The sequence below is a fragment of the Brevundimonas sp. genome, assembly GCF_036659295.1.
Taxonomy (GTDB): domain Bacteria; phylum Pseudomonadota; class Alphaproteobacteria; order Caulobacterales; family Caulobacteraceae; genus Brevundimonas.
In genome coordinates this window covers 2531-25788 of sequence record NZ_JAVXCU010000036.1, presented here as the reverse complement: position 1 = coordinate 25788, position 23258 = coordinate 2531, and the positions used below count along the sequence as shown (strand labels likewise).

At 60.6% G+C, this 23258-nt stretch carries 24 protein-coding genes and 1 tRNA gene; 16 read left to right on the top strand and 9 right to left on the bottom strand.

Annotated elements, in window-relative coordinates:
- Both rpiA and glmU read right to left on the bottom strand, forming a co-directional pair.
- A partial coding sequence (rpiA, locus tag RSB01_RS08395) for a ribose 5-phosphate isomerase A (protein ID WP_332625292.1) occupies positions 1–477 on the bottom strand: 477 nt, incomplete at its 3' end.
- Complete coding sequence (gene glmU / locus RSB01_RS08390) at positions 474–1823, bottom strand: bifunctional UDP-N-acetylglucosamine diphosphorylase/glucosamine-1-phosphate N-acetyltransferase GlmU (protein ID WP_332591987.1); 1350 nt, start codon at positions 1821–1823, stop codon at positions 474–476. The genes rpiA and glmU, both read right to left, overlap by 4 nt.
- Before the next feature lie 63 nt (positions 1824–1886).
- Here glmU and RSB01_RS08385 point away from each other — a divergent pair, with 63 nt between their 5' ends.
- The 6 genes from RSB01_RS08385 (at position 1887) to RSB01_RS08360 (ending at position 5985) form a co-directional block, all read left to right on the top strand.
- Complete coding sequence (locus RSB01_RS08385) at positions 1887–2570, top strand: HAD-IA family hydrolase (RefSeq protein WP_332591986.1); 684 nt, start codon at positions 1887–1889, stop codon at positions 2568–2570.
- Positions 2571–2684: 114 nt separating this feature from the next.
- Positions 2685–3974: a dicarboxylate/amino acid:cation symporter gene (locus RSB01_RS08380; protein WP_332619456.1), complete on the top strand. Its 1290-nt coding sequence runs from the start codon at positions 2685–2687 to the stop codon at positions 3972–3974.
- An 82-nt stretch (positions 3975–4056) separates the two neighbouring features.
- Positions 4057–4131: transfer RNA gene (locus tag RSB01_RS08375), tRNA-Val, on the top strand.
- A 197-nt stretch (positions 4132–4328) separates the two neighbouring features.
- Positions 4329–4700 (top strand): response regulator, encoded by a 372-nt coding sequence (locus tag RSB01_RS08370; RefSeq protein ID WP_332619455.1) that lies wholly within the window; start codon positions 4329–4331, stop codon positions 4698–4700.
- 87 nt (positions 4701–4787) lie between these two features.
- Positions 4788–5213, top strand: a complete 426-nt coding sequence (locus tag RSB01_RS08365; RefSeq protein WP_332592075.1) for a hypothetical protein — start codon at positions 4788–4790, stop codon at positions 5211–5213.
- 70 nt (positions 5214–5283) lie between these two features.
- Positions 5284–5985: an HAD family phosphatase gene (locus RSB01_RS08360; RefSeq protein ID WP_332592074.1), complete on the top strand. Its 702-nt coding sequence runs from the start codon at positions 5284–5286 to the stop codon at positions 5983–5985.
- Between the two features lie 19 nt (positions 5986–6004).
- Here RSB01_RS08360 and fni read toward each other — a convergent pair whose 3' ends face one another.
- Together fni and RSB01_RS08350 are read right to left on the bottom strand one after the other, a co-directional pair.
- Positions 6005–7054, bottom strand: coding sequence for a type 2 isopentenyl-diphosphate Delta-isomerase (fni, locus tag RSB01_RS08355; RefSeq protein ID WP_332619454.1), 1050 nt, complete (start codon positions 7052–7054; stop codon positions 6005–6007).
- A gap of 23 nt (positions 7055–7077) precedes the next feature.
- Positions 7078–8874 carry a PPC domain-containing protein gene (locus RSB01_RS08350; RefSeq protein ID WP_332619453.1) on the bottom strand — a complete coding sequence of 599 codons (1797 nt, stop codon included), beginning with the start codon at positions 8872–8874 and terminating at the stop codon, positions 7078–7080.
- Between the two features lie 108 nt (positions 8875–8982).
- Between RSB01_RS08350 and folD the strand changes: the two genes are divergently transcribed.
- The 5 genes from folD to RSB01_RS08325 all read left to right on the top strand — a co-directional run bounded on the left by folD (position 8983) and on the right by RSB01_RS08325 (position 13033).
- Positions 8983–9903 (top strand): bifunctional methylenetetrahydrofolate dehydrogenase/methenyltetrahydrofolate cyclohydrolase FolD, encoded by a 921-nt coding sequence (folD, locus tag RSB01_RS08345; RefSeq protein WP_332590081.1) that lies wholly within the window; start codon positions 8983–8985, stop codon positions 9901–9903.
- 102 nt (positions 9904–10005) lie between these two features.
- Positions 10006–10701, top strand: coding sequence for a LemA family protein (locus RSB01_RS08340; RefSeq protein ID WP_332590080.1), 696 nt, complete (start codon positions 10006–10008; stop codon positions 10699–10701).
- A 10-nt stretch (positions 10702–10711) separates the two neighbouring features.
- Positions 10712–11581 (top strand): TPM domain-containing protein, encoded by an 870-nt coding sequence (locus tag RSB01_RS08335; protein ID WP_332590079.1) that lies wholly within the window; start codon positions 10712–10714, stop codon positions 11579–11581.
- Entirely contained in the window at positions 11581–12264 is a 684-nt protein-coding gene (locus RSB01_RS08330; RefSeq protein ID WP_332590078.1) for a TPM domain-containing protein, read from the top strand. The genes RSB01_RS08335 and RSB01_RS08330 overlap by 1 nt, the downstream gene beginning before the upstream one ends.
- A 40-nt stretch (positions 12265–12304) precedes the next feature.
- Complete coding sequence (locus RSB01_RS08325) at positions 12305–13033, top strand: endonuclease/exonuclease/phosphatase family protein (protein WP_332590077.1); 729 nt, start codon at positions 12305–12307, stop codon at positions 13031–13033.
- On the opposite strand, the gene RSB01_RS08320 is transcribed toward RSB01_RS08325, so the two are convergent.
- The gene (locus RSB01_RS08320) at positions 13030–14505 is read right to left on the bottom strand and encodes a phospholipase D-like domain-containing protein (protein WP_332590076.1); all 1476 of its coding nucleotides are present in this window, start codon (positions 14503–14505) and stop codon (positions 13030–13032) included. The genes RSB01_RS08325 and RSB01_RS08320 overlap by 4 nt on opposite strands.
- Before the next feature lie 148 nt (positions 14506–14653).
- Between RSB01_RS08320 and RSB01_RS08315 the strand changes: the two genes are divergently transcribed.
- The 3 genes from RSB01_RS08315 (at position 14654) to RSB01_RS08305 (ending at position 18175) form a co-directional block, all read left to right on the top strand.
- A complete protein-coding gene (locus tag RSB01_RS08315; protein WP_332590075.1) occupies positions 14654–14830 on the top strand; it encodes a hypothetical protein in 177 nt (58 codons plus the stop codon).
- A gap of 172 nt (positions 14831–15002) precedes the next feature.
- Positions 15003–17474, top strand: coding sequence for a tipN (locus RSB01_RS08310; RefSeq protein ID WP_332590074.1), 2472 nt, complete (start codon positions 15003–15005; stop codon positions 17472–17474).
- An 83-nt stretch (positions 17475–17557) separates the two neighbouring features.
- The gene (locus tag RSB01_RS08305; protein WP_332625291.1) at positions 17558–18175 is read left to right on the top strand and encodes a hypothetical protein; all 618 of its coding nucleotides are present in this window, start codon (positions 17558–17560) and stop codon (positions 18173–18175) included.
- On the opposite strand, the gene RSB01_RS08300 is transcribed toward RSB01_RS08305, so the two are convergent.
- Positions 18159–19328 (bottom strand): MFS transporter, encoded by a 1170-nt coding sequence (locus RSB01_RS08300; RefSeq protein ID WP_332625289.1) that lies wholly within the window; start codon positions 19326–19328, stop codon positions 18159–18161. The genes RSB01_RS08305 and RSB01_RS08300 overlap by 17 nt on opposite strands.
- A gap of 49 nt (positions 19329–19377) precedes the next feature.
- On the opposite strand from RSB01_RS08300, the gene RSB01_RS08295 reads away from it, so the two are divergent.
- Together RSB01_RS08295 and pip are read left to right on the top strand one after the other, a co-directional pair.
- A complete protein-coding gene (locus RSB01_RS08295; protein ID WP_332590071.1) occupies positions 19378–19746 on the top strand; it encodes a DUF423 domain-containing protein in 369 nt (122 codons plus the stop codon).
- A 33-nt stretch (positions 19747–19779) separates the two neighbouring features.
- Positions 19780–20754 (top strand): prolyl aminopeptidase, encoded by a 975-nt coding sequence (pip, locus tag RSB01_RS08290; RefSeq protein WP_332590070.1) that lies wholly within the window; start codon positions 19780–19782, stop codon positions 20752–20754.
- Between the two features lie 40 nt (positions 20755–20794).
- Here the strand turns inward: pip and RSB01_RS08285 are convergent, their stop codons facing one another.
- The 3 genes from RSB01_RS08285 to RSB01_RS08275 all read right to left on the bottom strand — a co-directional run.
- A complete protein-coding gene (locus RSB01_RS08285; RefSeq protein WP_332590069.1) occupies positions 20795–21256 on the bottom strand; it encodes a DUF6173 family protein in 462 nt (153 codons plus the stop codon).
- Between the two features lie 22 nt (positions 21257–21278).
- The gene (gene rodA / locus RSB01_RS08280) at positions 21279–22436 is read right to left on the bottom strand and encodes a rod shape-determining protein RodA (RefSeq protein ID WP_332590068.1); all 1158 of its coding nucleotides are present in this window, start codon (positions 22434–22436) and stop codon (positions 21279–21281) included.
- Positions 22433–23258 (bottom strand): penicillin-binding transpeptidase domain-containing protein (locus tag RSB01_RS08275; RefSeq protein ID WP_332625288.1); only part of this gene is annotated, 826 nt, incomplete at its 5' end. The genes RSB01_RS08275 and rodA, both read right to left, overlap by 4 nt.

Genomic DNA, 23258 nt, shown 5'->3' with positions numbered 1-23258 from the left:
GGTGGCCTCGCCCATACCGTGGGCGGCCAGTACCGCATTGATGCGTGCGCCTGAGGTCTTGTGCCCAAAAGCCACGACTTCGATCGGTAGCGGGAACTGGCCCAGTTGTTTCACGACCTTGGCCGCATCGGCAATCACGATGCAGCGGTCGGATGCTTCCCACACCAGTTTTTCACGCAGCAAGGCCGCACCACCGCCCTTGATGAGCGCAAGATCGGGACCGATTTCGTCGGCACCGTCGACCGTCAGGTCCAAACGCGGCGTGTCCTCCAACGTGGTCAGGGTCAGTCCCAGCTCACGGGCCAGATCGGCGGTCCTTTCCGAGGTCGGAACGCACTTCAGGTCGGGCAGGTTGCGCTCGGCCAATGCCTTGACGAACCATGCCGCTGTCGAGCCGGTGCCAAGACCCACCTTCATGCCCGCCTCTACATATTGGGCAGCGGCATAGCCGGCGTTCTTCTTTTGAATATCGCTCACTTCTTGGCCGCCTTTTTCGCACGCATGGTGTCCATGAACCGTTTGGCCCAGCCGGACTTATTCACTTGCGGTGCTCGCGCCAGCGCCAGTTCCCCCGCCTCGACATTCTTCGTTACCACCGAGCCGGAACCGACCATGGCACCGTCGCCGATCGTCACGGGTGCCACCAGCGAGCTGTTGGAGCCGACAAAAGCGCCCTCGCCCACTTCTGTGCGGTGCTTGAAGAAGCCGTCATAGTTACAGAAGATCGTGCCAGCACCGATGTTCGCGCCCGCGCCCACCGAACCATCGCCCAGATAGGCCAGATGGTTGGCCTTGGCACCGGTGCCCAGCGTGACGTTCTTCACCTCGACAAAGTTGCCGATCTTGACCTTTTCACCCAGCTCCGCACCGGGGCGCAGACGCGCATAGGGGCCAACCTCGGCCTTGGGTCCCACCTTGGCACCCTCGATGTGCGAGAAACTGCGGATACGCGCGCCACCCTCGACCACGGCATTGGGGCCAAACACCACGAACGGCTCGATCACCGTGCCAGCCTCCACTTGCGTGTCATAGGCGAAGTGGACGGTTTCAGGCGCGCTCATGGTCACGCCGTTGGCCATAAAGGTTTCGCGCTGTACTTTCTGGAACAGGGCCTCGGCCTCAGCCAGTTCGGCCTGCGAGTTTACCCCCATCACGGCGTCTTCATCCGCGAACACCGCACGGGTGTCATGACCGGCCTTGCGGGCCAGTTCGACCACGTCGGTCAGATAATATTCGCCCTTGGCATTGTTGTTGGTCACATCGGCCAGCAGCTTGAACAACACACGGCTCGGGGCCGCCATAACGCCGGAGTTACAGGCGCGAATGGCCAGAACCTCGGCACTGGCTTCCTTGGCTTCGGTAATGGCCACAAGGGTTTCGCCCTCGATGACCAGACGGCCATAGGCCCCCGGATCACGAGCCTCGAACCCGATAACACTGACGCCTGCACCACCGAACACCGGCTCGATATCCGCAGCCTTAAGCAACGGCACGTCGCCATAGGTGATGACCACCTCACCCTCGAAACCCTTCAAAGCTTCTTCGGCGGCACGAACGGCATGGCCGGTGCCGCACGGCGGGTCTTGAACGGCAATCGCATCCTCGCCCAGACGTTTGACGATGTGGGCGCGCACTTCGGGGGAATGGTTCCCCACCACCACAATGATCTTTTCACACCCCAGAGCCTCGGCGGCATCGATGGCATGGTCCACCATGGCGCGATGCCCCACAGGGTGCAGCACCTTGGGCAATGAAGACTTCATTCGCGTGCCTTGACCGGCGGCAAGAATGATCGCGGCGCGTGGGGTGGAAATGCTGGTCATGAATCGTCCCAAAGGCTAGTTCCCTAGGCTCTAACCCATCAGACGCCATAGCGGGAGACACCAATGAGCCAACGTGATCTGGAAGGCTGGACGATTGCCTTTGATCTGGACGGAACTCTGGTGGATTCCGCACCCGATCTGATCGGCACCCTGAACCGTCTTCTGATGGCCGAAGGCCTGCCGCCGCGCCCTCTGGAAGCCGCTCGCCATCTGGTTGGCCACGGTGCCATGGCCCTTCTGAAAGACGGCTTTGCCGAGGCCGGAGCCGAATGGAACGAAGATGACGGCAAGGTGCTGTTTGATGCCTTCATCAAGGACTACATCGCCAATATTGCCGTCGAGACGCGCCCCTTCCCGTCCTGCGTCGAAGTTCTGGACCGTTTGAGCGCACGCGGTGCCAAGCTGTGCGTGGCGACAAACAAGCGCACCGACCTGTCGCTTGCCCTTCTGGATGCGCTGGAACTGACAGACCGGTTCGCCGCCATCGTCGGACCCGATGCTGTTTCAGCCAAGAAACCGGACGGTGCCCATATCCGCGAGGCCGTACTGAAAGCCGGTGGCGATCCGGCCAAGGCCATCATGGTTGGCGATTCCACCACCGACACCGGTGCCGCCGCCAATGCGACTGTGCCCTGCATTCTCGTCAGCTTTGGCTATAGCGACGTACCAATGGACCAGATGGGCGGCGACATCACCATCGACCATTATGACGAGTTCGAGCCTGCACTGGCGCAGTTGATCGGCTAACACCGTAGAAAAACTACAGGTAGGGCCAGAACTTCTAGGGGCAAGCTTCCGCGTTGAACGGTTGCCCCCGACGGTTCCAGACCAGACATAGGCACCCTGATTTCAGGTGTTGCCATGATCCGTCGCTTCTTTGCCATCCCCCTTTGGAAACGTACCTTTGCCGGTCTCGCGCTCGGCGTGGTCGCAGGTTTGATCCTCGGAGAACTGGCACCCAAAATTCTTCAGCCGGTTGGCGATGTCTATCTGAACCTGATCCGCATGGTGGTGGCTCCTCTGGTGCTGTTCACCATCGCCTCGTCCATTGCCAAGTTGGGCGAAGGCGTCGGGGCTGTCAGGCTGGGCGTCCGCACCCTCGTCTGGTTTGCCATTACCTCGCTGTTGGCGGTTCTGGTTGGGTTTGCGACCGCGCACATCATCAATCCGGGCGTGGGGCTGGCCGATCTGCCGCTGGGCGAGGTCAAGGCACGGGACATCCCGACCCCGCTTCAGGTGCTGCTGGATATCGTCCCGCGCAACCCGTTTGCCGCGCTTAGCGAAGGCAAGGTGCTGCAGATCATCTTCTTCTCGGCCTTTGTCGGCGCATCGCTGGTGGCACTGGGTGACCGCGCCCAGACGGCCCGCCGCGCTGTGGACGAAGGGGCCGCCATCATCTTCCGGATTACCCGCTGGATTATCCAGCTGACCCCGTTTGGCGTGTTTGCCCTGATCGGTTCGGTTGTCGGCGGCTACGGCTGGGAAAGCCTGCTTCCTCTCGGCAAGTTCATTCTGGCCATCTATGTCGCCTGCCTGTTCCACATTCTGGTGGTGTATTCGGGCCTGCTGAAACTGCATGGCCTGAAGGCACGCAGCTTTTTCCGTGGCGCTTTTGCCGCCCAGCAGACCGCCTTTGCCACCTCTTCCTCGCTGGGCACCCTGCCGATCACCCTGCGCCAGACGGTCGAGCGTCTGGGTGTACCCCAAGCCTATGCTTCCTTTGCCGTGCCGCTGGGGGCCAATGTTAAAATGGATGGCTGCGGGGCCATCTATCCGTCGATCGCCGCTATCTTTATTGCTCAGTATTTCCAGATCGAGCTGTCTCTGACCCAATATATCCTGATCGGCCTGACCGCTGTTCTGGGGTCGTTGGGTACAGCGGGCGTTCCGGGCACATCCATCGTCATGCTGACCCTGACACTGTCCACCGCCGGCCTACCGCTGGAAGGCATCGGCTATATCGTCGCCATCGACCGTATCGTCGACATGATGCGCACGGCCACCAATGTCACCGGCCAGATGCTGGTGCCTGTGATCGTCGCCAAGGAAGAAGGTATTTTGAACGAGGACATCTATAACGGGCACGTCGCATGGCTCCCGGGTGATCCCGAAAACGAAACGCCTGAAAACGCGATAACCGCAGGTATTTGATAAGTTAATCCTTGCAGTCGGGAGATTGGCGGGCTAAATCGCCGCCTCCCGACGCGGTTCTTGTGAACCCGTTCCAGAAGATGGACGCGTAGCTCAGCGGGAGAGCACCTCGTTCACACCGAGGGGGTCACAGGTTCAATCCCTGTCGCGTCCACCATCTTCCTCTGACAATCCTTTTTATCGCCTCGGGCACGCCTTTTGTCAGTGATGTGAAAAATATTCGCATCGCCTCGGCACCCTTTTAAAATTCAGGCGTTGCTATATCGCCTACTGCCTTTGCAGTAAGCCGATGCACCCTGGTTGTGCGTATGCATCGCTACACCGTACTGTGATCGCAATTTGGGGCTGTTTGTGATGTCGGACGTTTTGGCGGATCGCCGCATTCTTATTGTCGAGGATGAATCCCTCGTCGCCATGCTTCTGGAAACGATCCTCGAAGATCTGGGCTGCTCGATTGCCGGTCCCGAGGGCAGTGTGGCGGGTGGCTTGTCGGCGGCCCAGTCCGAACAGATAGACGCCGCCCTGCTGGACGTAAACGTCGCCGGCGAACTGGTGTTTCCGGTGGCCGAAACCCTGAAGAAACGCGGCATCCCCTTTGTATTCTCGACCGGATACGGCGAAGGCGGCCTGCCCGAACAATGGCGCGGCCACACCACAATCCAGAAGCCTTTTACCGAGGTTGCCGTCCGCGACGCCCTGATATCGGCCTTGGCCACACGCCAATAGGCCAAGGTTTTCTGTATCCGCCGTTCCCTTCACCGCAACACTCGGGGTAAAAGGCTTTCTACAAGTAGAAACGTGTGAAAGCCGAATATGCGCAAACAGTCGCTTTTGTGGGGTGGTATCGCCTTTGCTGTGGTTGCAGCAGGTATCGCATGGGCAGGCATCACTGTCCTTAGCGGTAGCGACGAGCCCGCCGCCAATGCTGACGGAACGGGTCTGCGCGTGGATGTGGTCGCCCCCAAGGAGCCCGAAGTCGCCAATAGCGGTGGCCAACTGGGCGTAGGCGAACTGGCCAATGGCTATGACCACACCGAAGCTATGGCCCGCATCCACCCCGCCGAAGAAACCGGCGAGGACATCGGCACCAGCTGGAACGACGACAACTGGAACTATAGCGACGGCACAGGTCCGGCCCCTAGCTCCACACCGGGCAAGGATGCCATGGACGAGAAACAGCCCCTGCCTGTCGAAAAGACCATCAAGGTCACCAAGGTCCCTAACGACTACGAAGGCTGAGCCACGTTGCCAGCCACGGTTTGAGCCGCATAAATCTGGCCTTTAACGCCCGCAGCTCCTAGCATGGGCTATGGAACTGCGTACTCAAGGTCGCCTCGATCTGCCCCGCCTGCCCCGTGCCGTCATCTTCGACATGGATGGTCTTCTTCTAGACACCGAACGTCTGTGGATGGCGGCGATGATCGAGACCATCGCGGATCATGATCGCGACATGTCGACCGATTTTTACCAGACGATGCTGGGAAATCCGTGGGCGGGCATAAGGGCGATGTTGCTCGCCGAGTATGGCCCCGAACTTCGCGTGGATGACATTCGGCCCGCATGGACCAAGCGGTTTGTCGATCTTTGCCGCGAGCAACTGGCCCTCAAGTCCGGCGTGGTGGAGCTTCTGGACCTGCTCGACCGGCTCGGTATTCCCGCCGCCATTGCAACCTCTTCCCCGAAAGACCTCGCTATCGAGCATTTCGAGCATCTGGGGCTAGGGTCACGGTTCAAGGTCATTGTCGCACAAGGCGACTATGACAAGGGAAAACCCGACCCCGCGCCCTACCTCGCAGCAGCCTGCCTGCTGGGCGTTGAACCCCAAGACAGCCTTGCGCTGGAAGATAGCCACAACGGTGTCCGTTCGGCTTCATCTGCGGGTATGATGACGGTCATGGTTCCCGACCTTCTCAAGCCGACAGAAGATATCCGCGCCCTTTGCCTAAACGTCAGCATTGATCTGCACGAAGTCCGCGACGCCCTGTCCCTGTGCGCAGCAAAGTCAGCCTGATTGTTCGTCTTTCAAGGCTCTAACGCACAGGCAGCAGAGGCACGCGTTTCAAGTGTTCGAGGCTTGGCGCGTTGACGCAGAAACAGGCGGTTCGCAACTGCCGTGTCATGGTCTGGAATTGGCTGATGACCGCCTCGGTGGACTGGGTGGCGGCCTGAATAACACCACCGGCCACGCCGACGACATCAGCCCCCAGACGGATAGCCTTGGCCGCATCCACGCCATGACGCACGCCGCCTGATCCAATCAGGAAGGTCGTCGGCAAGGCATTGCGGGCCTCGGCAATGGCGCGGGCGGTGGGGATACCCCAGTCAGCAAAGGCTGCCGCATGGGCTTGTATATCTTCGCCCTCGCCGCGCGCGCCTTCGACCAGCGCCCAGTTGGTGCCTCCGGCCCCTGCGACATCAATGCCCGCAGCCCCCATCGCCACCAGTTTCTGCGCTGTCAGGGCCGAGATACCGGCTCCCGTTTCCTTGATGATAACCGGCACTTCCAGATCACGGATCAGCGCATGTAGCGCCGCCCCGACACCCCACCAGTCGCGGTCGCCCTCTGGCTGACAGGCTTCCTGTAGCGGGTTCAGATGCACCACCAGAGCATCGGCACCAATCATGTCGATAATCCGCATGGCCTCGTTCCGGCCAAAGCCCCGCGTCAGTTGCGCAGCACCGATATTGGCCAGTATGGGCGTCTCCGGCGCACGGTGACGCAAGGCCTTGCCCAGTCCCGCCACGGCCTCTTCGTTGTCCAGAACCGCCCGTTGCGAGCCTACCGCCAGGGCAATACCCAGATGCTGGGCTGCCTCGGCCAGTCGGGCATTGATCGCCTCGGCCCGCGCAGGCCCGCCCGTCATCGCACTGATGAGGAACGGTGCCCGCAAACGGTAACGCAGGAAATCAACGCCCAGATCAATCTTGGCATGATCGATATCCGGCAGTGCCTCGTGGACAAAGCGCCAGTCATCAAAGCCGGTGCCGGTGGCATGACGGCCCTCACCGGCCAGCACCACATCCAGATGCTGGTCCTTGCGCGTCAAATGAATGCGCGTCGGGTCGGGGGAAACCGTCATGCCATAAGCCTACTGTTCAACGCTCAGGATTGTGGCTCCACGATCAGCGAATAGTCGCCCGTCGAGTTGGAGCCAAAGCTGGTCACCCGCACCACATAGTCGCCATCACGCGGTGCCGTCCAATTCAGACGCGAATGCGTTTCGGACAGACCGTCATCATCCTGTTTAGCGACGTTGAATTCTTCACCCTCACCGCTGCCGACCATGACCACAGCGTCGAATTTGGGCGCGACCAGAATGAAGCGCAGCTTCTCGTCCTTTTTGGCCGTGAAACGGTAATCGTCATAATAGGGCGATCCCATCATGCCGCCATCCGACGTATTGTCATACTCGCTCAGCGAGCCACGCACGGTCGAACCCACTAGCAGGCTGCCCGCTTGCGGTGCCGGACCACGGTCGATCATGCGGATTTCGTAGGCTCCGCGCCCATCCCCGCCATAGCTGGAGGCACGCACAACATATTCACCGTCTTCGGGCACCTCGAACACCAGACGCGAGTCCGTGCTGTTGCCCATGCCGTCATCGTCGCTGGCCAGAGCCTTGAACGTACCTTCTGCCGAACCGACTTCCAGCGTGGCGTCAAAATCGGCCGATGTCAGCGTGATTTGAAGCCGTTGCCCCTTGGTCGCGCTGAAGACGTAGCCATCATAACGGCCTGCCGAGCTGGCCCGTGCATCGTCATCCGTCAGCTCGCCTTCGACTTCTTCATCCATCGGCAGTGCCACAGGGGCCGGAGGAGGCTCAACGGCTTCGACCAGCAAGGTATAGCTGCCCTTGCTGCTGCCAAGCGAACGCGCCTCGATAATGTACTCGCCAGACACTTCCGGCGTGAAGATCAGGCTGGCATTCAAGCTGCCGCCGCTATCATCATCGGTCGCCTTCTCGACACCATTGGCGTCATAGACGGCCAGATAAGAATCGAAATCATCGGAGTTCAGACTGATTTCATGCGGCTGGCCCGCTGCAACCACCAACGCATAACGATCTGCGCTCACACCGCCAAAACCCGTATCGGTTTTATCCGTCAGTTCGCCGGACATCTCCTCGCCCAGCGTAACCGGACGGGCCTCTGCCATAGGCTTGGGCTCGGCAACACTCAGATCAAACCGTCCTTCGGCACTGCTGCCAAAGGATGAAACACGCACGGCATAGGCACCTGCTTCAGGGGCCGTAAAGACAATGCGCGCGTTCAGGCCCTCGCCTGCATAATCATCGTTTTCGGCAAGAGCCACAAAAGCAGGGCTGTCGTGGCCGATCGCCAGAACACTATCCAGATCTTCCGAACGGGCCGAAATATCGACGCGCTCGCCCTGCGCCAGCATCAGGCGGTATTGCTGGAAACGGTTGCCTGAATCCGTAAGCGGGCTGCGGGCGTTCAAGCGTCCGCTGGCATTTCCGCCTTTACGAATATTGGTCGAGCGAACGCGCTCGGGTTGCCATGCGGCCACCGACAGCTGGAACGCGCCGTCACTATCGTCAATCGCTTCGGCCTTCAGGGTATAGGTGCCCGACTGGCGCGGATAGAAACGCAGTCGCGAGTGAAAACCCTCGCCCAGCCCGTCATCGTCCGAAACCAGCGCCTCGTTCGCATCATCCGGTCCATAGATAGACAAGAAGGAATCGATGTCGCTGCTGCGCATGACGATCTCGACGCCCTGCCCTTCGCGCAGCTCCAACTGGTATTCGCGGCCCATCATCCCTGTATTGCCGTCGACGCGATCACCGATCTGGATCACCCCGCCATCCGTCTGGGCCACCGCCATGGGTGCAGCAGCCAGCAAAACAATCGTACTGACGGTCAACAGGAAGGATGAGCGCATAGAGACAAGACTTTCCATTTTTGGTGGCAGCATCATAGACGCCGAACCGGGCTGGCTGTAAATCGCCTGTATTCCAAACAGTTCCTTTGCCCGAGGAGAGTTCCCGTCATGGCAACCGAAAATGCCGCTGCCGCTATCATTGATGGCAAGGCCTTTGCCCAAACCCTCGTGACCCGCGTGGGTGGTGCCGTCGAACGGTTGATCGCCTCGCACGGCGTCAAGGCCGGACTGGCCGTGGTAATCGTAGGCGAAGACCCTGCCAGCCAGCTGTATGTCCGCAACAAGGGTGAAACGACCCTGAAGGCCGGTATGCGTTCCGATACGCATCGCCTGCCGGACACCACCACTCAGGAAGAACTGCTGGCCCTGATTGCCCAGTTGAATGCCGATGAAGGCATCCACGGCATTCTGGTGCAACTGCCCCTGCCCAAGCATATCGATGCCAATGCCGTTCTGGACGCGATCTCTCCGGACAAGGATGTGGACGGCTTCCACGTCGTCAATGCAGGCCGTCTGGCTGTGGGTCAGCCTGGTCTGGTGCCTTGCACGCCGCTGGGTTGCCTGATGCTGCTCAAGGACCAACTGGGTGACCTGTCGGGCCTGCATGCCGTCATCGTTGGCCGCTCGAACATCGTCGGCAAGCCGATGGCGCAACTACTGCTGGGCGAAAGCTGCACCGTGACCATCGCCCATTCGCGCACCCGCGACCTTCCGGCCCTGTGTCGCACTGCCGACATTGTGGTCGCCGCCGTAGGCCGCCCCGAAATGATCAAGGGCGACTGGATCAAACCGGGGGCCACCGTGATCGATGTGGGCATCAACCGCGTTCCCTCCAAAGATCCGGTCAAGGCCGCCGAGGGCAAGACCCGCGTGGTCGGCGATGTGGACTTTAACGAAGCGGCACAGGTTGCCGGTCGTATCACCCCCGTTCCGGGTGGCGTCGGCCCGATGACCATCGCCTGCCTGCTGGCCAACACCTATACGGCGGCCTGCCGGTCTGTGGGTGCCACGCCCGAAAATCTGGGCTGATATTTTTTGTCACGGGCGGGCGGGTTTTTCTTGCAAACCCCGCCCGCTAGACCCCACTCCTATAGTTCTGGTTTGGTCACAGTGACCGACAGGAGGAAACAGATGTCTGCTATCTCCCCCCGTATGGCCGCAATGGCCGCTGTAATCGTTATGGCCCCGGCTGTGGGTGCATGCGGCTACAACACCATCCCGACTGAAAAACTCAACGCAGAGGCCAAATGGGCCGACGTGCAGAGCCAGTACCAGCGTCGCGCCGACCTGATCCCGAATCTGGTTTCGACCGTTCAGGGTGCCGCCATTCAAGAGCGCACCACCCTGACCAACGTCATCGAAGCCCGCGCCAAGGCCACCAGCGTCACGGTCAATGCCGATGACCCCGCCTCGTTCGAGCGCTATCAAGCGGCCCAAGGCGAACTGACGGGTGCTCTGTCGCGCCTGATGATGACGGTCGAAGCCTATCCGCAGCTTCAGTCCAACCAGAATTTCATCGCTCTGCAATCGCAGTTGGAAGGCACCGAAAACCGCATCGCCGTCGCTCGCCGCGACTATAACGAAGCGGTTCGTGCCTATAACACCACCTTGCAGACCTTCCCGAACATCATCTGGGCCAAGACCCTGCACAGCGGCTCCAAGCCGATGCAGCTGTTCACCGCCAGTGCCGAAGCCCAGAACGCGCCGAGCGTCAATTTTGACGCCCTCAGCCCTGCCGGTGCCGCACCTGCAGCCCAACCGGGTGGCACTGCTCCGGCTGTAACACCGGGTGCAGCACCTGCTGCCGCTCCGGCCACCGGCAACTAAGGCGTCCGGAATGAAAAGGGCCGTTGCCCTTCTGTTTGTCCTTGGCCTTTGGCTGGGGACATTGGGGCTGGGAACCTTGGGATTGGGAGTGGCACTGCCGTCTCCCGCCCATGCCCAGAGCACGTCACAATCGGGTATCCAGTTTCCGGCCCTGACGGGGCGGGTTGTCGATAATGCCGACATCCTGACCCCGCAGCAGGAAGCCGAACTGACAGCCAAGCTGGCAGCACTGGAACAACAGACCACAGATCAGGTTGTGGTTGTGACCCTGCCCACCCTCAACGACTACGATATCGCCGATTACGGATATCAACTGGGTCGTCACTGGGGGATCGGCCAGAAAGAAGCCAGCAACGGGGCCTTGCTGATCGTCGCTCCCACTGATCGCAAGGTGCGGATCGAGGTGGGCTATGGCCTCGAAGGCATTCTGACCGATGCATTCTCGGCCCTGACGATCCAGAACTACATCCTGCCGCCCTTCCGCGAGAGCGACTATTACAGCGGCATCAATGCCGGTGTGGACCAACTGGCCCAGCAACTGACGCTCGATCCCGAAGAAGCCAAGGCACGCGCTGCCGAAATGGCGGTTCAGGCCCAAGAAGGTGGATCGGGTGCGGGTATTCTGATCATCATTATCGGTGTTTTCGGCGTCATCTTCGTGATCGGTTCCGTCGTCGGCGCAGCCAGCGCCGGTAGCGGACGCCGTATGCAGGGTGCCGCTGACGGTGCCGGAGCCGTCCTGTGGACCACAGCCCAGATCATTGCCGCTATTGCCTCCAGCAGTGGCAGCGGTGGCGGACGCGGCGGTGGTAGCGGCGGCGGTGGATTTGGCGGAGGCGGCGGCGGCTTTGGCGGCGGCGGCGCTTCGGGAGGTTGGTAATGCATTTCACACCCGACGATCACGAGCGTATCTCGGCGGCCATCGCCAAGGCCGAGGCCGGAACCAGCGGCGAGATTTTCTGCGTCATCTCGCGACAGGTCTCGACCTATCGCGACATCCGTCTGGCATGGGCAGCAGCGGCTTCGCTGATCCTGCCCGCCATTCTGATCCCGCTGGGCCTTTCCGGCGACTGGTTCGGCTTTAGCAATGACTGGCAGGTCGCCCACGCCGCCAGCCAGTCCGACGAAGTCAACCGCGCCCTGACCGCCTATGCGCTGGCACAGGTCATCACCTTCATCGGCGTGTACCTGCTCAGCAAAATCCCGTTCCTTGCCCTTTTGATGGTGCCGCAACGTGTGCGCCGCTCGCGCGTGCGCCGTGTTGCCCTGCAACAGTTCATGGCCCACGGGCTGCATGCCACAGTGGACCGCACCGGCGTTCTGATCTTTGCCGCCATGGCCGACCACGAGGTCGAGGTGATTGCCGATACCGGCATCTATACCCAGACCTCGCCCGAATTCTGGGGCAGTACCGTGTCGGTTCTGGTCAAGCATATCAAACAGGGTGACCCGATCACCGGCATGGAAAACGCCATCGCCATGTGCGGTCAGGCTCTGGCTGACAAATTTCCGCCTCGCGAAGATGATGTCAATGAAGTGCCCGATCGCCTGATCGTTCTCTGACGATTGATCTTTCCCAGCCTGCGGACGTTTTCTAACGGTCATGCCCAGACTGCTTACCTATAACGTCCACCGCTGCGTCGGCACGGATCGCAAGCTCGATGTCGCCCGCATTGCCGAGGTGATAGCCCGCGAGCGCCCCGATATCGTCTGTCTTCAGGAGCTGGATGTCGGGCGCCTACGGACCAATGGCGTCGATCAGGCCTCGGAGCTGGCCAGTCTTCTGGGTATGTCCTCGCGCTTCCATCCGGCCATGACGATTGAGGCCGAGGAATATGGCGATGCCATCCTCACCCACCTGCCCGAGCGTCTGGTAAAGGCCGACAGCCTGCCCACGGTCAAAGGCATTCGCGGGCTGGAACCACGCGGTGCAATCTGGTCCGAAATCGATGTCGGCGACACAAAGTTAAACGTGCTGAACACCCATTTCGGGCTTGTTCCGAATGAACAGCGCCGACAGGCGCGCGCTCTGGCCGGCAAGGACTGGGTGGGCCATTGCAAAGGCCCGACTATCCTGACGGGTGACTTCAACGCCACCTCTATCACCCGCCCCTATGGCATCCTGACCCAGCATCTGAAGGATGCGCAAAAGGTGCTTGGGCTAAAGCCGTCGGTCAAAACTTTTCCGTCCAGCTTCCCAGCCATCCGGATCGACCATTTCTTTGTCAGCCCGCATATCCGCATCGAGCGGATCTACGCCCCGTCGACACCTCTGGCGCGTGTGGCGTCCGATCACCTGCCCTTGCTGATCGATTTCAACATCGCGGCCTAGCCCGCCGCCTTGCCGCCTTCGGAGACCGGCCGCGTACTGCGGGACAGATGACGGCGCATCCAGGGTCGCCACGCATCGCGCGAAGATGTCGGATCGCCCAACTGCCACTCAGAGAACATGCGTTCCACCCCCGTCGGCTGACGCTGCCCCATCAGCTTCATACGCGACGCCCCGAAGGTCTCTACAGACCGGCCGATCGAACCCATCAAGCTTTCAGCCTCGGCAAACTGCTTGGCGTTCACACCGATGAAATGGCCTAAAGAGTGCTGGCGATAATAACGGATGCGGGCCATCTCTTCTTCGGTCGTGGCCTCGAACGACAGATCGCATTCGGTATCCAGACCCATCGAACGGTTGTTCAGATTGGTCGATCCAATCCGCATCAGCTTGTCGTCGATGATGGTCATCTTCGCATGCACGATGATGCGGTCACCCAGCGTCGTCACCGGATAAAAGGCAAAGAAACGATCATACAGATCGGCCTTTTCCAGCCGCCACAAAACCTCGGCTCGCGCCGTGTCCATCGTCAAACCATCAAACCATGACGGGCTGCGCCCTGTGGAAACCAGCACCACTTCAGGCCCGTCCGGCTCGACCAGGCGATCCGCAATCGCCGAGGCCAGCAAGGGCGAAGTAAAGTACTGGTTCTCCATATAGATCAGTGATTTGGCTCTACGGATCGCCTCGAGATGCAGCGCTTCGTTTTCACGAACCTCTGGACGGTCTTTCAGTTGTGGTTCAGTGCGCGAAATACCGACGGGCACATTGCGGAACGCCACTTCCACATTCTGCGGCCACGGATCATGATCGGTCTCGACCCACGGCAAGTCCTCGCCACAGCCCTGCTTCCAGCGGTCTCGGGCCAGTTGCGCCAGATCGCGTGCGGCCTCTCCATCCAGAACACACATCCATTCGTGGCGCGGTGACGGGATAAGGCCCGATGGCATACAGCGGCGCGGATCACCACTGTAGTGGCCCTCTTCGTCCCAGCGGTCGACCGAGATGTCGCCTCCGCCGCAAAACGCGATCTTGTCGTCAATAATGACCACCTTCTGGTGGTGGCACGCCCCCAATATGCCCACACCGTCCAGACGCAGCTCGACAATCCGCTTGTTGAACAGCTTGAGCGCCTTGTGCGGATAAAATCCCTGCGAGGCCGCGATCACCAGCGGAGAGCGCCAGATCAGTAACCGTACCGACAGTTCAGGCCGGTTACGCACCATAGCCTTGAGACGGTCTCCGATTTCGTAGCGTCTCTGGTCCGGCGGAGCCTGCGGGTCCAGACGGGTTCTGGGATCAAACTGCCAGCCCAGAATGATAATGGATTTTTCGGCCTTCTCGATCGCCTCGTCCAACGCCTCGAAATAGGTGTTGTTTTCCATCAGGGGTGTCAGACGGTCGGCCTTGGCCTTGCGCCAGACGGCAGGACCCTCGTCCAGCAAAGAGTGGTCATAAACGCTTTGCCGCAGCATGGCCCATCCCGATCTTCGTCCTGAACGCGAAACCCAGTTTGACTGTCAAACAGCGACAAGCCGATGACAAGGTTCCATATGCCATATTCTTGATATTCGGTCGCAATCCCCGATTGATTTATCGTCGGTATTTTGGCACAGTTCAGCCATGAAGCTGCTGATCGATTTCCTTGCAGGCATTGTGGCCTTTTTGGCAGCTATGGCTATGTCACAGCTGGGCATCGACATGAATCGTAGCTCTCAGCCCTTGGAAATCAAACGCTTACCAAGCTGCGCAGAAATGGTGGATAAAGAAACTCCGCCCCCTGCTTCCCCCGATTGCTGATGTGACAGGCCGCGTTTTCGCGGTCTTTTCAATTTAACCTGCCTATTTTCCGGCTTTTACACTTTTTCTACGCCGCTTTCAGGCGGTTACGGCTTTGCGACCGTGTGTCCAGCGGTTAGGGTCACCGCTTGGACCGTGCCGACTGGCGCTAAAACACCGAAATCGAACGCCCATGACCTCACCACATCGGCCTGAAACCTCGTCAGAAACCGCTGCTCCCGAGGTTGCGCCAGTCACGGCTGTCGAAAAGGGCAATGCTTTCTTTGGTGATGCGCCTGCCGGTGATGCCTCTGATACGGCCCCTACCGATACAGACGGTACCGAGATCGATCCCTATGCGCACCCGATGTCGGAACGTCAGCGCCGCCGTCTGGCCGAGCAACAAAAGCTGGCCGAACAACGCAGCGCCGAGGCTGGGCGCCAGAACCAGTTCCTGTCTCCGCTAGACGAAACCAGCGACGGCGCACTGACCAAACCACAGGCCACCAGCCCGTCCGTATCGGCAACAAAGGTTTCAAAATCCTCCAAATCGAAGTCTAAATCTTCCGGTAAATCCATATATTTACTGGCCATTCTGGCTTCCGGCATGTGGGTGGGCGGTATTGCCTCATGGTTTGCCTACGAGTTCGGTTCGGGGATGGTTGATCTGGAGCCGATCCGTCTGGCGGTCTATTCGCTGATCGCCATTGCGCCCGTGGGCCTGTTCTTCATGCTGGCCCATGCCCTGCGTCTCGGAGGGCTTCTGGCCCACGAAAACCGTCGTGCGCGCGAACTGGCCGATGCCATGGTCGCCCCGACCGTCTATGGCGCAGAGCAGACCTCGAACATCGTTTCGGCCCTGCGTACCGACATCGACGAAGCCGCCAATGTAGCCGAACGCGCCCGTCAGGAACTGACCAAGCTGCGTGAAAGCCTGCTGACCGAGGCCACACGCCTGACCGACGCGGCCCGCACGGCACAGATCGCGACCCAGAACATCACACGCACCATCGGCGACGAGCGCCAGCAATTGGCGACGCTTGGTGACAGCCTCGACAGCAAGGCGCTGTCGGTTGCCGAGGCCGTACAGCGTCAGGCCCAGATGGTGGCCGACGCTTCCGATCTGGCCCAAGCCCAACTGCGCGAGGCCGAAGCTGCCCTCGCCGCCCGCGCTGCAGATCTGGCCGCCGCCGCCAACGAGGCCCAGGATGCCGCCCGCCTCGCCGCCGACGATCTGTCGCGCCAGACCCAGCGTCTGGAAACTGCCGGCAGCGGCGTGACCGAACAGATCAAGGCCGTCGAAGATGGCCTCAGCCAGCAACGTGCGGCCCTTGTGAATGCGGCCTACAGCCTGCGTAACGATCAGGAGGGCTTTGCCGCCCAGATCGAGAACCAGCGCATCCAGTTCATCGATCAACTCAGCCAGACCCGCACTGCGGCCAATGATCTGAACCTGACCGGCGACCAGATTGCCGAGGCCATCAAGTCCCAGACCGAGGCTGTGCTGGACCAGTTCCGCACCCTGATCGGCATGTCCCAGCGCGAGGCCGACGGTTTCGACGCCGCGACCAAGCTGTCGCTCGACAAGTTCGAAATGCTGGCCGCCGAAAGCCGCGAGCGTCTGATGAACGAGACCCGTGTCGCGGTTGAAACCCTCAACCGTGCCTCGCTCGAACAGCGTCAACTGGCCGAACAGGCCCTGCAACAGGCCCAGATCCGCGCAGATCGCTTGGGTGAAAGCCTGTTCGATGCGGCCCGTCAGGCCGATGACGCCGCCGAGTCCCGTATTGCCGGTGCCCGCCGTATCGTCGATGAAACCGTCAAGATGGTCGACCAGACCGGCATGGAAGCCATGCATCGTCTGGAATCCCTGACCCGCCGCATGACCGATGCACTGGCACAGATCGAAACCTCGGTGCGTGATCTGGATGACCGTGCTGCCCGCCTGCCCGAAGAAACGGCCCAGCGTATGGCCGCCGTCCGCACCAGCGCCGAACAAAGCCTTGCCAGCCTGAACGATGCCTCGCGTCGTGCTGCGGCCGAAGCCGAGGCGCTGGATATGGGCTTCCAGGATCGGGTCCGTAAGAACTACGAGATGGTCAGCGAGGCGGTCCGCCTGATCGGCACGCCCAAGGTCGAAACTTCGCCTCTGACACCCGAGCCTGCCGGTTCAATCATCAATGATGACCCGATGCGGATTCCGCTGCGTCCGGCTTCGCTGCATAGCCCTGCCGCGCCCCAAGCCGAGATTGCCGCCGAACCGTCGCTTAACTGGCAACCTGTCCAGCAACAACCGCAGGAACCGACCGTTCCCCTGCATGTCCTGAGCGAACTGGCTGTATCCTCGATCCGCCGTATGGGCGTCGATCCCAATGCGCTTTTGCCGCGCGCGCGTATTGACGATGTGGCCTATGCCCTGTCGCGTGACGATGTGGTCCGCGCCCGCCAGATTGTTCGTCGTGTCGCACCGGCCGCCGTTCGCAGCGTCAACCGCCGCGTGAGCGCAGATCAGGAACTGCATAGCGACATCAACCGCTTCATTGAGGCCTATGCGCGCCTGCTGGCCGAACTTGGCGACGACCAGAACAGCGTCAATAACCGGTTGGCCAGTGACGAAGGTCGCGCCTTTATGATTTATGATGCTGCACTCAACGAAAGTCTCTGAGATTTCGCAACCTATTCAGGGCTTGACCACTACCCCCTCTGCAAACAACCTTCCGGCGGCCTCGGGCAGGAGTAGCTTCTAGAATGGCTATATCGACGCATATCTCTGACGAACGATCGCAAGATCAGGATCGCCGCCCCCTTTTGCTGGTCTGCAACTGGTCCGCAACCGATCCTGTCTGGGATATGGTCGAAGACCTGTCCGGTGTGCCGTGGCAACCCGAAGGCGTACGAACCGAACTGGTCGAGCCTGCTGCGGACATCACGGCTCTGGCCGAACATCTCGCCAATCAGCTTGATCATCAGGACGCCCGCGCCCTTTTGCTGATCGGGCGTACTCAGCATGAAGGCCCCGCGCGCCTACAGTTGCGCGCCGAAATCCCCCATACGAATGGCCAGCGCCTGTCCCTTGACGGTCCCGGCGTTGTGCGTGCGACGGCCCCCGCCGGCCAGATTCTCGAAGCCGCCACCAAGGCCCGCGTTTCGATCGTCGCCTCGTCCGAGAACGAAGCCGATGAAGGCAGCCGCCTGCTCTACGAAATCCTCACGCGGTTGGACGAACGTTTGGAGACACCGGCAGTTGCCCTGATCCGTTTCCCCAAATCCATGCCTGAAACCGCTATCGCCCACGCTATCAAGAGTGCTGTCCTTGTGATGACACAGCACCTTTCACACGCGCCGCGCTTTAACGCAGGGCGCTGATAACCGGACGCCGCACCGACAGGGCGAACATCCCGCCCACCGCGGCCAGAGCGGCCATAGCCAGATAGCCGTGTGCGCCATAGGCGTCATAAAGCTGTCCCGACGCCGCTGTCGCCAGACCGATCAGGAAACCTGCGGCCACAACGGATGACAGGGTTTGCGCCGCCGTATGATCCTGAGGCGGTGACAGAGCCTCGACGATTTCCACACCGGCCAGATAGGTCGCCGCGAATGTCAGGGCATGCATCGCTTGCAGTGGCCACAGCCACCAGAATGACGGCTCCAGCGCCATCAGCAGCCAGCGGATCACCGCCGCAGTCACCCCCACCATCAGCAGCGGAAACGCGCCGAAACCCTTGCGTTTGCGCCATGGCTCGATGATCCACATGAAGCCGATCTCGACCGCGACGGCAAAGGCCCACAACAGGCCGGTCATACTTTCGGAAATACCCTGCGCCTTCCAGGCAATGGCCGAAAATCCGTAATAGAAACCGTGCGCGGCCTGTACGGCACCAATCCCCAAAATAGCGCAGACAAAGGTGCGGTTCTTCGCCAGCCGTCCCAGCCCCTGAAACCGTGCCAGTTTGGAAACCGGCATGCCGTCCAGTTGCACGGGTTCTGCGGGCAGGCACAGCCACGCACTCAAAGCAATCAACGAACTGGCACTGACGACCCAGACAATAATCACATCGGCGGGCATCATCGTCAACAACGCGCCCATAGCGATATTGGCCACCACAAAGGCCAGTGACCCGCATCCACGCGGCAGGCTGAACGGATAGTTCTCGCGGCGTGACAGGCGCAGTGTCAGCACATCGCTGAGCGGGATCAGGGCCGCCGCTGCCGTCGCGCCGATAAACCAGCACATCGCCCGCAGATAATAATTATCGACCAGTCCCGCTGCGCCGTAGCCGACGGCCATGGCCAGACCCAAGATCGCAATGGCGGTGCGCCGTAACCGGAAACCGTCCGCCCACACAGCCAGCAAAGGGCCGGACACGATCCGCCCCAGCATCGGCAAGGCCAGCAAGGTGCCGATCTCGGCTCCGCTCATGCCCTGTGACCTGAACCACAACCCCGCAAAGGGCAGTGTCACACCGCTGGTGCCGAACAAAAGGATGTATTGCAGCGCTGTGCGCGGGGCCGAACTCATGCACATGCCGATAGCAGACTCGGCGCAATATGTAGTCTAGACAATAGCCATGACCTTCAGCCGCAACCTGCTTTTGTTTGCCGCCCTGAACGGGGCAATGTCCGTCGCCGTCGGTGCCTTTGGCGCACACGGCGTTCCGCCCGAAGCCAAGGTGCTTCTGACCACGGGCGGACAATATCAAATGGTCCATGCCCTGATGGCCGCCGTTCTGGCGATCTGGCCAGCCGCGGGGCTTGCAGGTCGCGTGGCCGGATGGCTGGCCGCGACCGGCGGGCTGATCTTCTGCACCACCCTGTTGCTGATTGCCGTAGCCGGTATGCGTTATATGGGAGCCGTCACACCCGTTGGCGGAACCCTGATGATTGCCGGCTGGTTGGTTCTGGCGTGGCGGGCCGTGCGCCCCTCGTCTGTTGCCTGATACATTTTACCCCAAGACCGAAAGCTCAACCCTATGGCCTTTCCTGCGATCACCACCCCGCGCCGTGACCTTTACCCCGAGTTCGAGGCTTACAACCACGGCTGGATGAAGACAGACAGCGTTCACGAGATTTACTGGGAAGAGAGCGGCAATCCCGACGGTGTGCCGGTTATCGTCCTGCATGGCGGCCCCGGCGGTGCGGTCAATCCGGGCATGCGCCGCTATTTCGATCCGTCGGTCTATCGCATCGTCATGTTCGATCAGCGCGGCTGTGGCCTGTCGCGCCCCAATGCCAGCCTCGAAGACAATACGACCTGGGATTTGATCGCCGATATCGAGGCCATCCGCGAGATGCTGGGCATCGACAAGTGGGTGGTGTTTGGCGGCTCTTGGGGGTCGACCCTGTCGCTGGCCTATGCCGTGATGCACCCGGACCGCGCACAGGCACTGGTGCTGCGCGGTATCTTCCTGATGTCGGAAAAGGAACTGCACTGGTTCTATCAGGAAGGGGCATCGATGATCTGGCCAGACCTGTGGGAAGGCTTCCTTGCCCCGATCCCCGAGGCTGAACGCGGTAACCTGATGGCGGCTTATTACAAGCGTCTGACGGGTGACAATATCGAAGAGCGTAACCGCTGCGCCGTGGCCTGGTCCACATGGGAGGGCAACACCGTCAGTGCCGCAGGCCCGACCGCAACACCCGACAAGTTCGCCGATCCAGAATTCGCCGTCGCCTTTGCCCGCATTGAAAACTGGTACTTCACCAATAAGGGCTTTTTCGAAAGCGACGGCTGGTTGCTGACCCAGATCGACAAGATCCGCCATATCCCGACATGGATCGCCCAAGGCCGCTTCGATGTCGTGACACCGGCATCGGGGGCATGGGCCCTGCACCGCGCCTTCCCCGAGGCCAAGCTGGAGATCATTGCCGATGCCGGTCATGCCTCCAGCGAACCGGGCATCATCGACAGTCTGGTCCGCGCGACCGACTGGGCCGCGCTCCAATAGAAAGCAAAAAAGCCCTGCGTATTCGCGCAGGGCTTTTTTTCTATTCGGCAGGGTTGGTATTTTTGACCATCTCGTCCAGCCGGAAACCGATACGGTTCGGTTCGTGCTGGTCCTCGGGCTTTTTCATCGCGCTAAGGACGACATTGATCTGGCTATAATGCTGGATCAGACGCACCGGCTTGCCATCGGCATTGCGGCCAAAGAACATAATCAGGTCGGGGCCCCAAAAGCCGACATCAAGGATCTGCATGGTGCCGTCACCGGGTAGGCCCACAACGAGGAAGCCGACCTCCTCGTCCTTGTCGAGATTGCTCTCGAACTCCTGAATCATCTTGGACAGGCGCACAAAGGCCCATTCCGCAGGATTGTCGCGCATACGCACGTTCATATCCTGAACGGCCTGTGCATTGGCGGGATCAGCGGTCACGGGTTGCGGGCAAGGTACATCGCCGCAATCGGCAAACATGGCCGGATCGGCCTTGGGTAAGGGCGTTTCACTCATGCCCCTACCCTAGCCCCGTCTATCAGATCAGGCCATTGCCTTTGGACAGTTCCGCATAACGGTGAACGTGGACCGACATAATCAGGCCAAAGCCGATCATCACCGTCATCATCGACGATCCGCCATAGGACAACAGCGGCATCGGCACGCCGACAACCGGTGCCAAGCCCATCACCATCGCCCCGTTGATCAGCACGAACAGCGCAAAGAAGGCGGTCATACCTGCCGCCGCGATACGCCCGAAATGGCTGTGCGACAGGGCCGCAATCCTCAGGGCAATCAGGATCAGGATGGCGTAGCAGACCAGTACCGTGAACGATCCGACAAAGCCGAACTCTTCGCCCACCGTCGAAAAAATAAAGTCCGTATGGCGCTCAGGCAGGAACTCCAGCTGGCTCTGACTGCCAAGGCCGAACCCCTTGCCCAGCAAACCGCCCGAACCCACAGCAATCTTGGACTGGATGATATTATAACCCGTTCCAGAAGGGTCCATTTCAGGGTTCAGGAAGTTCAAGACGCGATTGCGCTGGTAGTCGTGCATGACGAACAGAACAAACGGCGGAACAAAGGCTACGGCCGCGGCGACACAGGCACCGATCACCCGCCAGCTCAGCCCCGCCACAACCATGATGACTGCGCCGGTCAGGCCGATAATCATCGCCGAACCAAGGTCAGGCTGGGCCGCAACCAGCAGGAACGGCACCCCGATCATACCCGCCGGTATCAGCAGCTTCCATGACCAGCGGGCCTCTTGTGCCGAATGGCCATGGTACCAGCGCGCCAATGCCAGAACGAGACCGATCTTCATGAACTCGGCTGGCTGGATACGGATAACACCCAGATTCAACCAGTTCTTTGCCCCGCCCGCCGTGTAACCCAGCGGCGTAAAGTCAACGAGCGCCACCATGATCAGCAAAACGCCATACAGCGGATAGGCCGAACGGAACCACCATTTGGGGTGGACCATGGCCATAACGATGAGCGCGACCAGCAAGAAGCCATAGCGGATCAGATGCTTGGCCGCCCACGGCTCCCACGACAACTTGCCGAGGGAATACAGCATCAGTGTGCCGACACCGGCCAGAAACGTCAGCAGACCGATCACGCGCCAGTCCAGCTGGGCCAGCTTGACCGAAAGCCGTTCGCGTTCACCGGGGCGCGTCAGTGCAGATGAGGTCATCGTGCAGGCTCCACAAGCGGTGCTGGCGCGGCAGTATCTGTGGCAGCGCCGTCAAGCGGTTCGCCGCGTGCCTCTGCCTCGCGGACACCGGCGTCTTCCTGAGCCTCGAAACCCGATTGTTCGATGCGGGCGCGCATTTCGGGATCCTTCAGCAAGGCCACCTTCATCACTTCGCGCGCACGCGGTGCGCCTGCGGTACCGCCGCCAAGGCCACCGTGCTGCACGATAACCGAAACGGCATAGCGAGGATTATCTGTCGGCGCATAGGCCACAAACAGGTTGTGGTCTTTCTGCGACCACGGGCGGCCCGCGCCTTTACGCGATCCGGCCCCATAGTTTCGCGCCTGCGCCGTACCAGTCTTGCCCGCCATCTGCACGGTTCCAAGACCCAGCTGACTGTTACGGAAACCCGTACCGCCCGCAGACGTCACCGCTTCCATCCCGTCGCGCAAGACCTGCAGCATCTGGGGATCATAAGGCAGGTCGGCAAAGGCGTTACTGCCCTGCTCTACGCCACCGATAGACTTGATAAGGCGCGGCATGACCGCCTTGCGGCCATTGGCAACCCGCGAGGTATAGACCGCCAGTTGCAGGGCATTGACCGTCAATGCCCCCTGACCAATCCCGTAGCTGGGGCTCTCGCCCGGATACCATGTCTTCTGCTCACCGCTATAGGTCCGGCGTTTCCACTCCCGATCCGGCACCAGACCGGCCTTCTGGCCGCCGATACCGATATCGAAAGTCTGGCCAAAGCCCATATCACGTGCCGTCTCGGCAATCGCATCCGGTCCCATCTCGGTCGCAAGCGTCATGAAGTAGACG

Coding starts and splice junctions, on each gene's coding strand:
- RSB01_RS08285 (WP_332590069.1), bottom strand. CDS start 21,256: ATGAGTGAAACGCCCTTACCCAAGGCCGATCCGGCCATGTTTGCCGAT.
- pip (WP_332590070.1), top strand. CDS start 19,780: ATGGCCTTTCCTGCGATCACCACCCCGCGCCGTGACCTTTACCCCGAG.
- RSB01_RS08315 (WP_332590075.1), top strand. CDS start 14,654: ATGAAGCTGCTGATCGATTTCCTTGCAGGCATTGTGGCCTTTTTGGCA.
- RSB01_RS08300 (WP_332625289.1), bottom strand. CDS start 19,328: ATGAGTTCGGCCCCGCGCACAGCGCTGCAATACATCCTTTTGTTCGGC.
- RSB01_RS08370 (WP_332619455.1), top strand. CDS start 4,329: ATGTCGGACGTTTTGGCGGATCGCCGCATTCTTATTGTCGAGGATGAA.
- fni (WP_332619454.1), bottom strand. CDS start 7,054: ATGACGGTTTCCCCCGACCCGACGCGCATTCATTTGACGCGCAAGGAC.
- RSB01_RS08305 (WP_332625291.1), top strand. CDS start 17,558: ATGGCTATATCGACGCATATCTCTGACGAACGATCGCAAGATCAGGAT.
- RSB01_RS08320 (WP_332590076.1), bottom strand. CDS start 14,505: ATGCTGCGGCAAAGCGTTTATGACCACTCTTTGCTGGACGAGGGTCCT.
- RSB01_RS08360 (WP_332592074.1), top strand. CDS start 5,284: ATGGAACTGCGTACTCAAGGTCGCCTCGATCTGCCCCGCCTGCCCCGT.
- glmU (WP_332591987.1), bottom strand. CDS start 1,823: ATGACCAGCATTTCCACCCCACGCGCCGCGATCATTCTTGCCGCCGGT.
- RSB01_RS08335 (WP_332590079.1), top strand. CDS start 10,712: ATGAAAAGGGCCGTTGCCCTTCTGTTTGTCCTTGGCCTTTGGCTGGGG.
- folD (WP_332590081.1), top strand. CDS start 8,983: ATGGCAACCGAAAATGCCGCTGCCGCTATCATTGATGGCAAGGCCTTT.
- RSB01_RS08380 (WP_332619456.1), top strand. CDS start 2,685: ATGATCCGTCGCTTCTTTGCCATCCCCCTTTGGAAACGTACCTTTGCC.
- RSB01_RS08340 (WP_332590080.1), top strand. CDS start 10,006: ATGTCTGCTATCTCCCCCCGTATGGCCGCAATGGCCGCTGTAATCGTT.
- RSB01_RS08385 (WP_332591986.1), top strand. CDS start 1,887: ATGAGCCAACGTGATCTGGAAGGCTGGACGATTGCCTTTGATCTGGAC.
- RSB01_RS08350 (WP_332619453.1), bottom strand. CDS start 8,874: ATGCGCTCATCCTTCCTGTTGACCGTCAGTACGATTGTTTTGCTGGCT.
- RSB01_RS08325 (WP_332590077.1), top strand. CDS start 12,305: ATGCCCAGACTGCTTACCTATAACGTCCACCGCTGCGTCGGCACGGAT.
- RSB01_RS08365 (WP_332592075.1), top strand. CDS start 4,788: ATGCGCAAACAGTCGCTTTTGTGGGGTGGTATCGCCTTTGCTGTGGTT.
- rodA (WP_332590068.1), bottom strand. CDS start 22,436: ATGACCTCATCTGCACTGACGCGCCCCGGTGAACGCGAACGGCTTTCG.
- RSB01_RS08330 (WP_332590078.1), top strand. CDS start 11,581: ATGCATTTCACACCCGACGATCACGAGCGTATCTCGGCGGCCATCGCC.
- RSB01_RS08295 (WP_332590071.1), top strand. CDS start 19,378: ATGACCTTCAGCCGCAACCTGCTTTTGTTTGCCGCCCTGAACGGGGCA.
- RSB01_RS08310 (WP_332590074.1), top strand. CDS start 15,003: ATGACCTCACCACATCGGCCTGAAACCTCGTCAGAAACCGCTGCTCCC.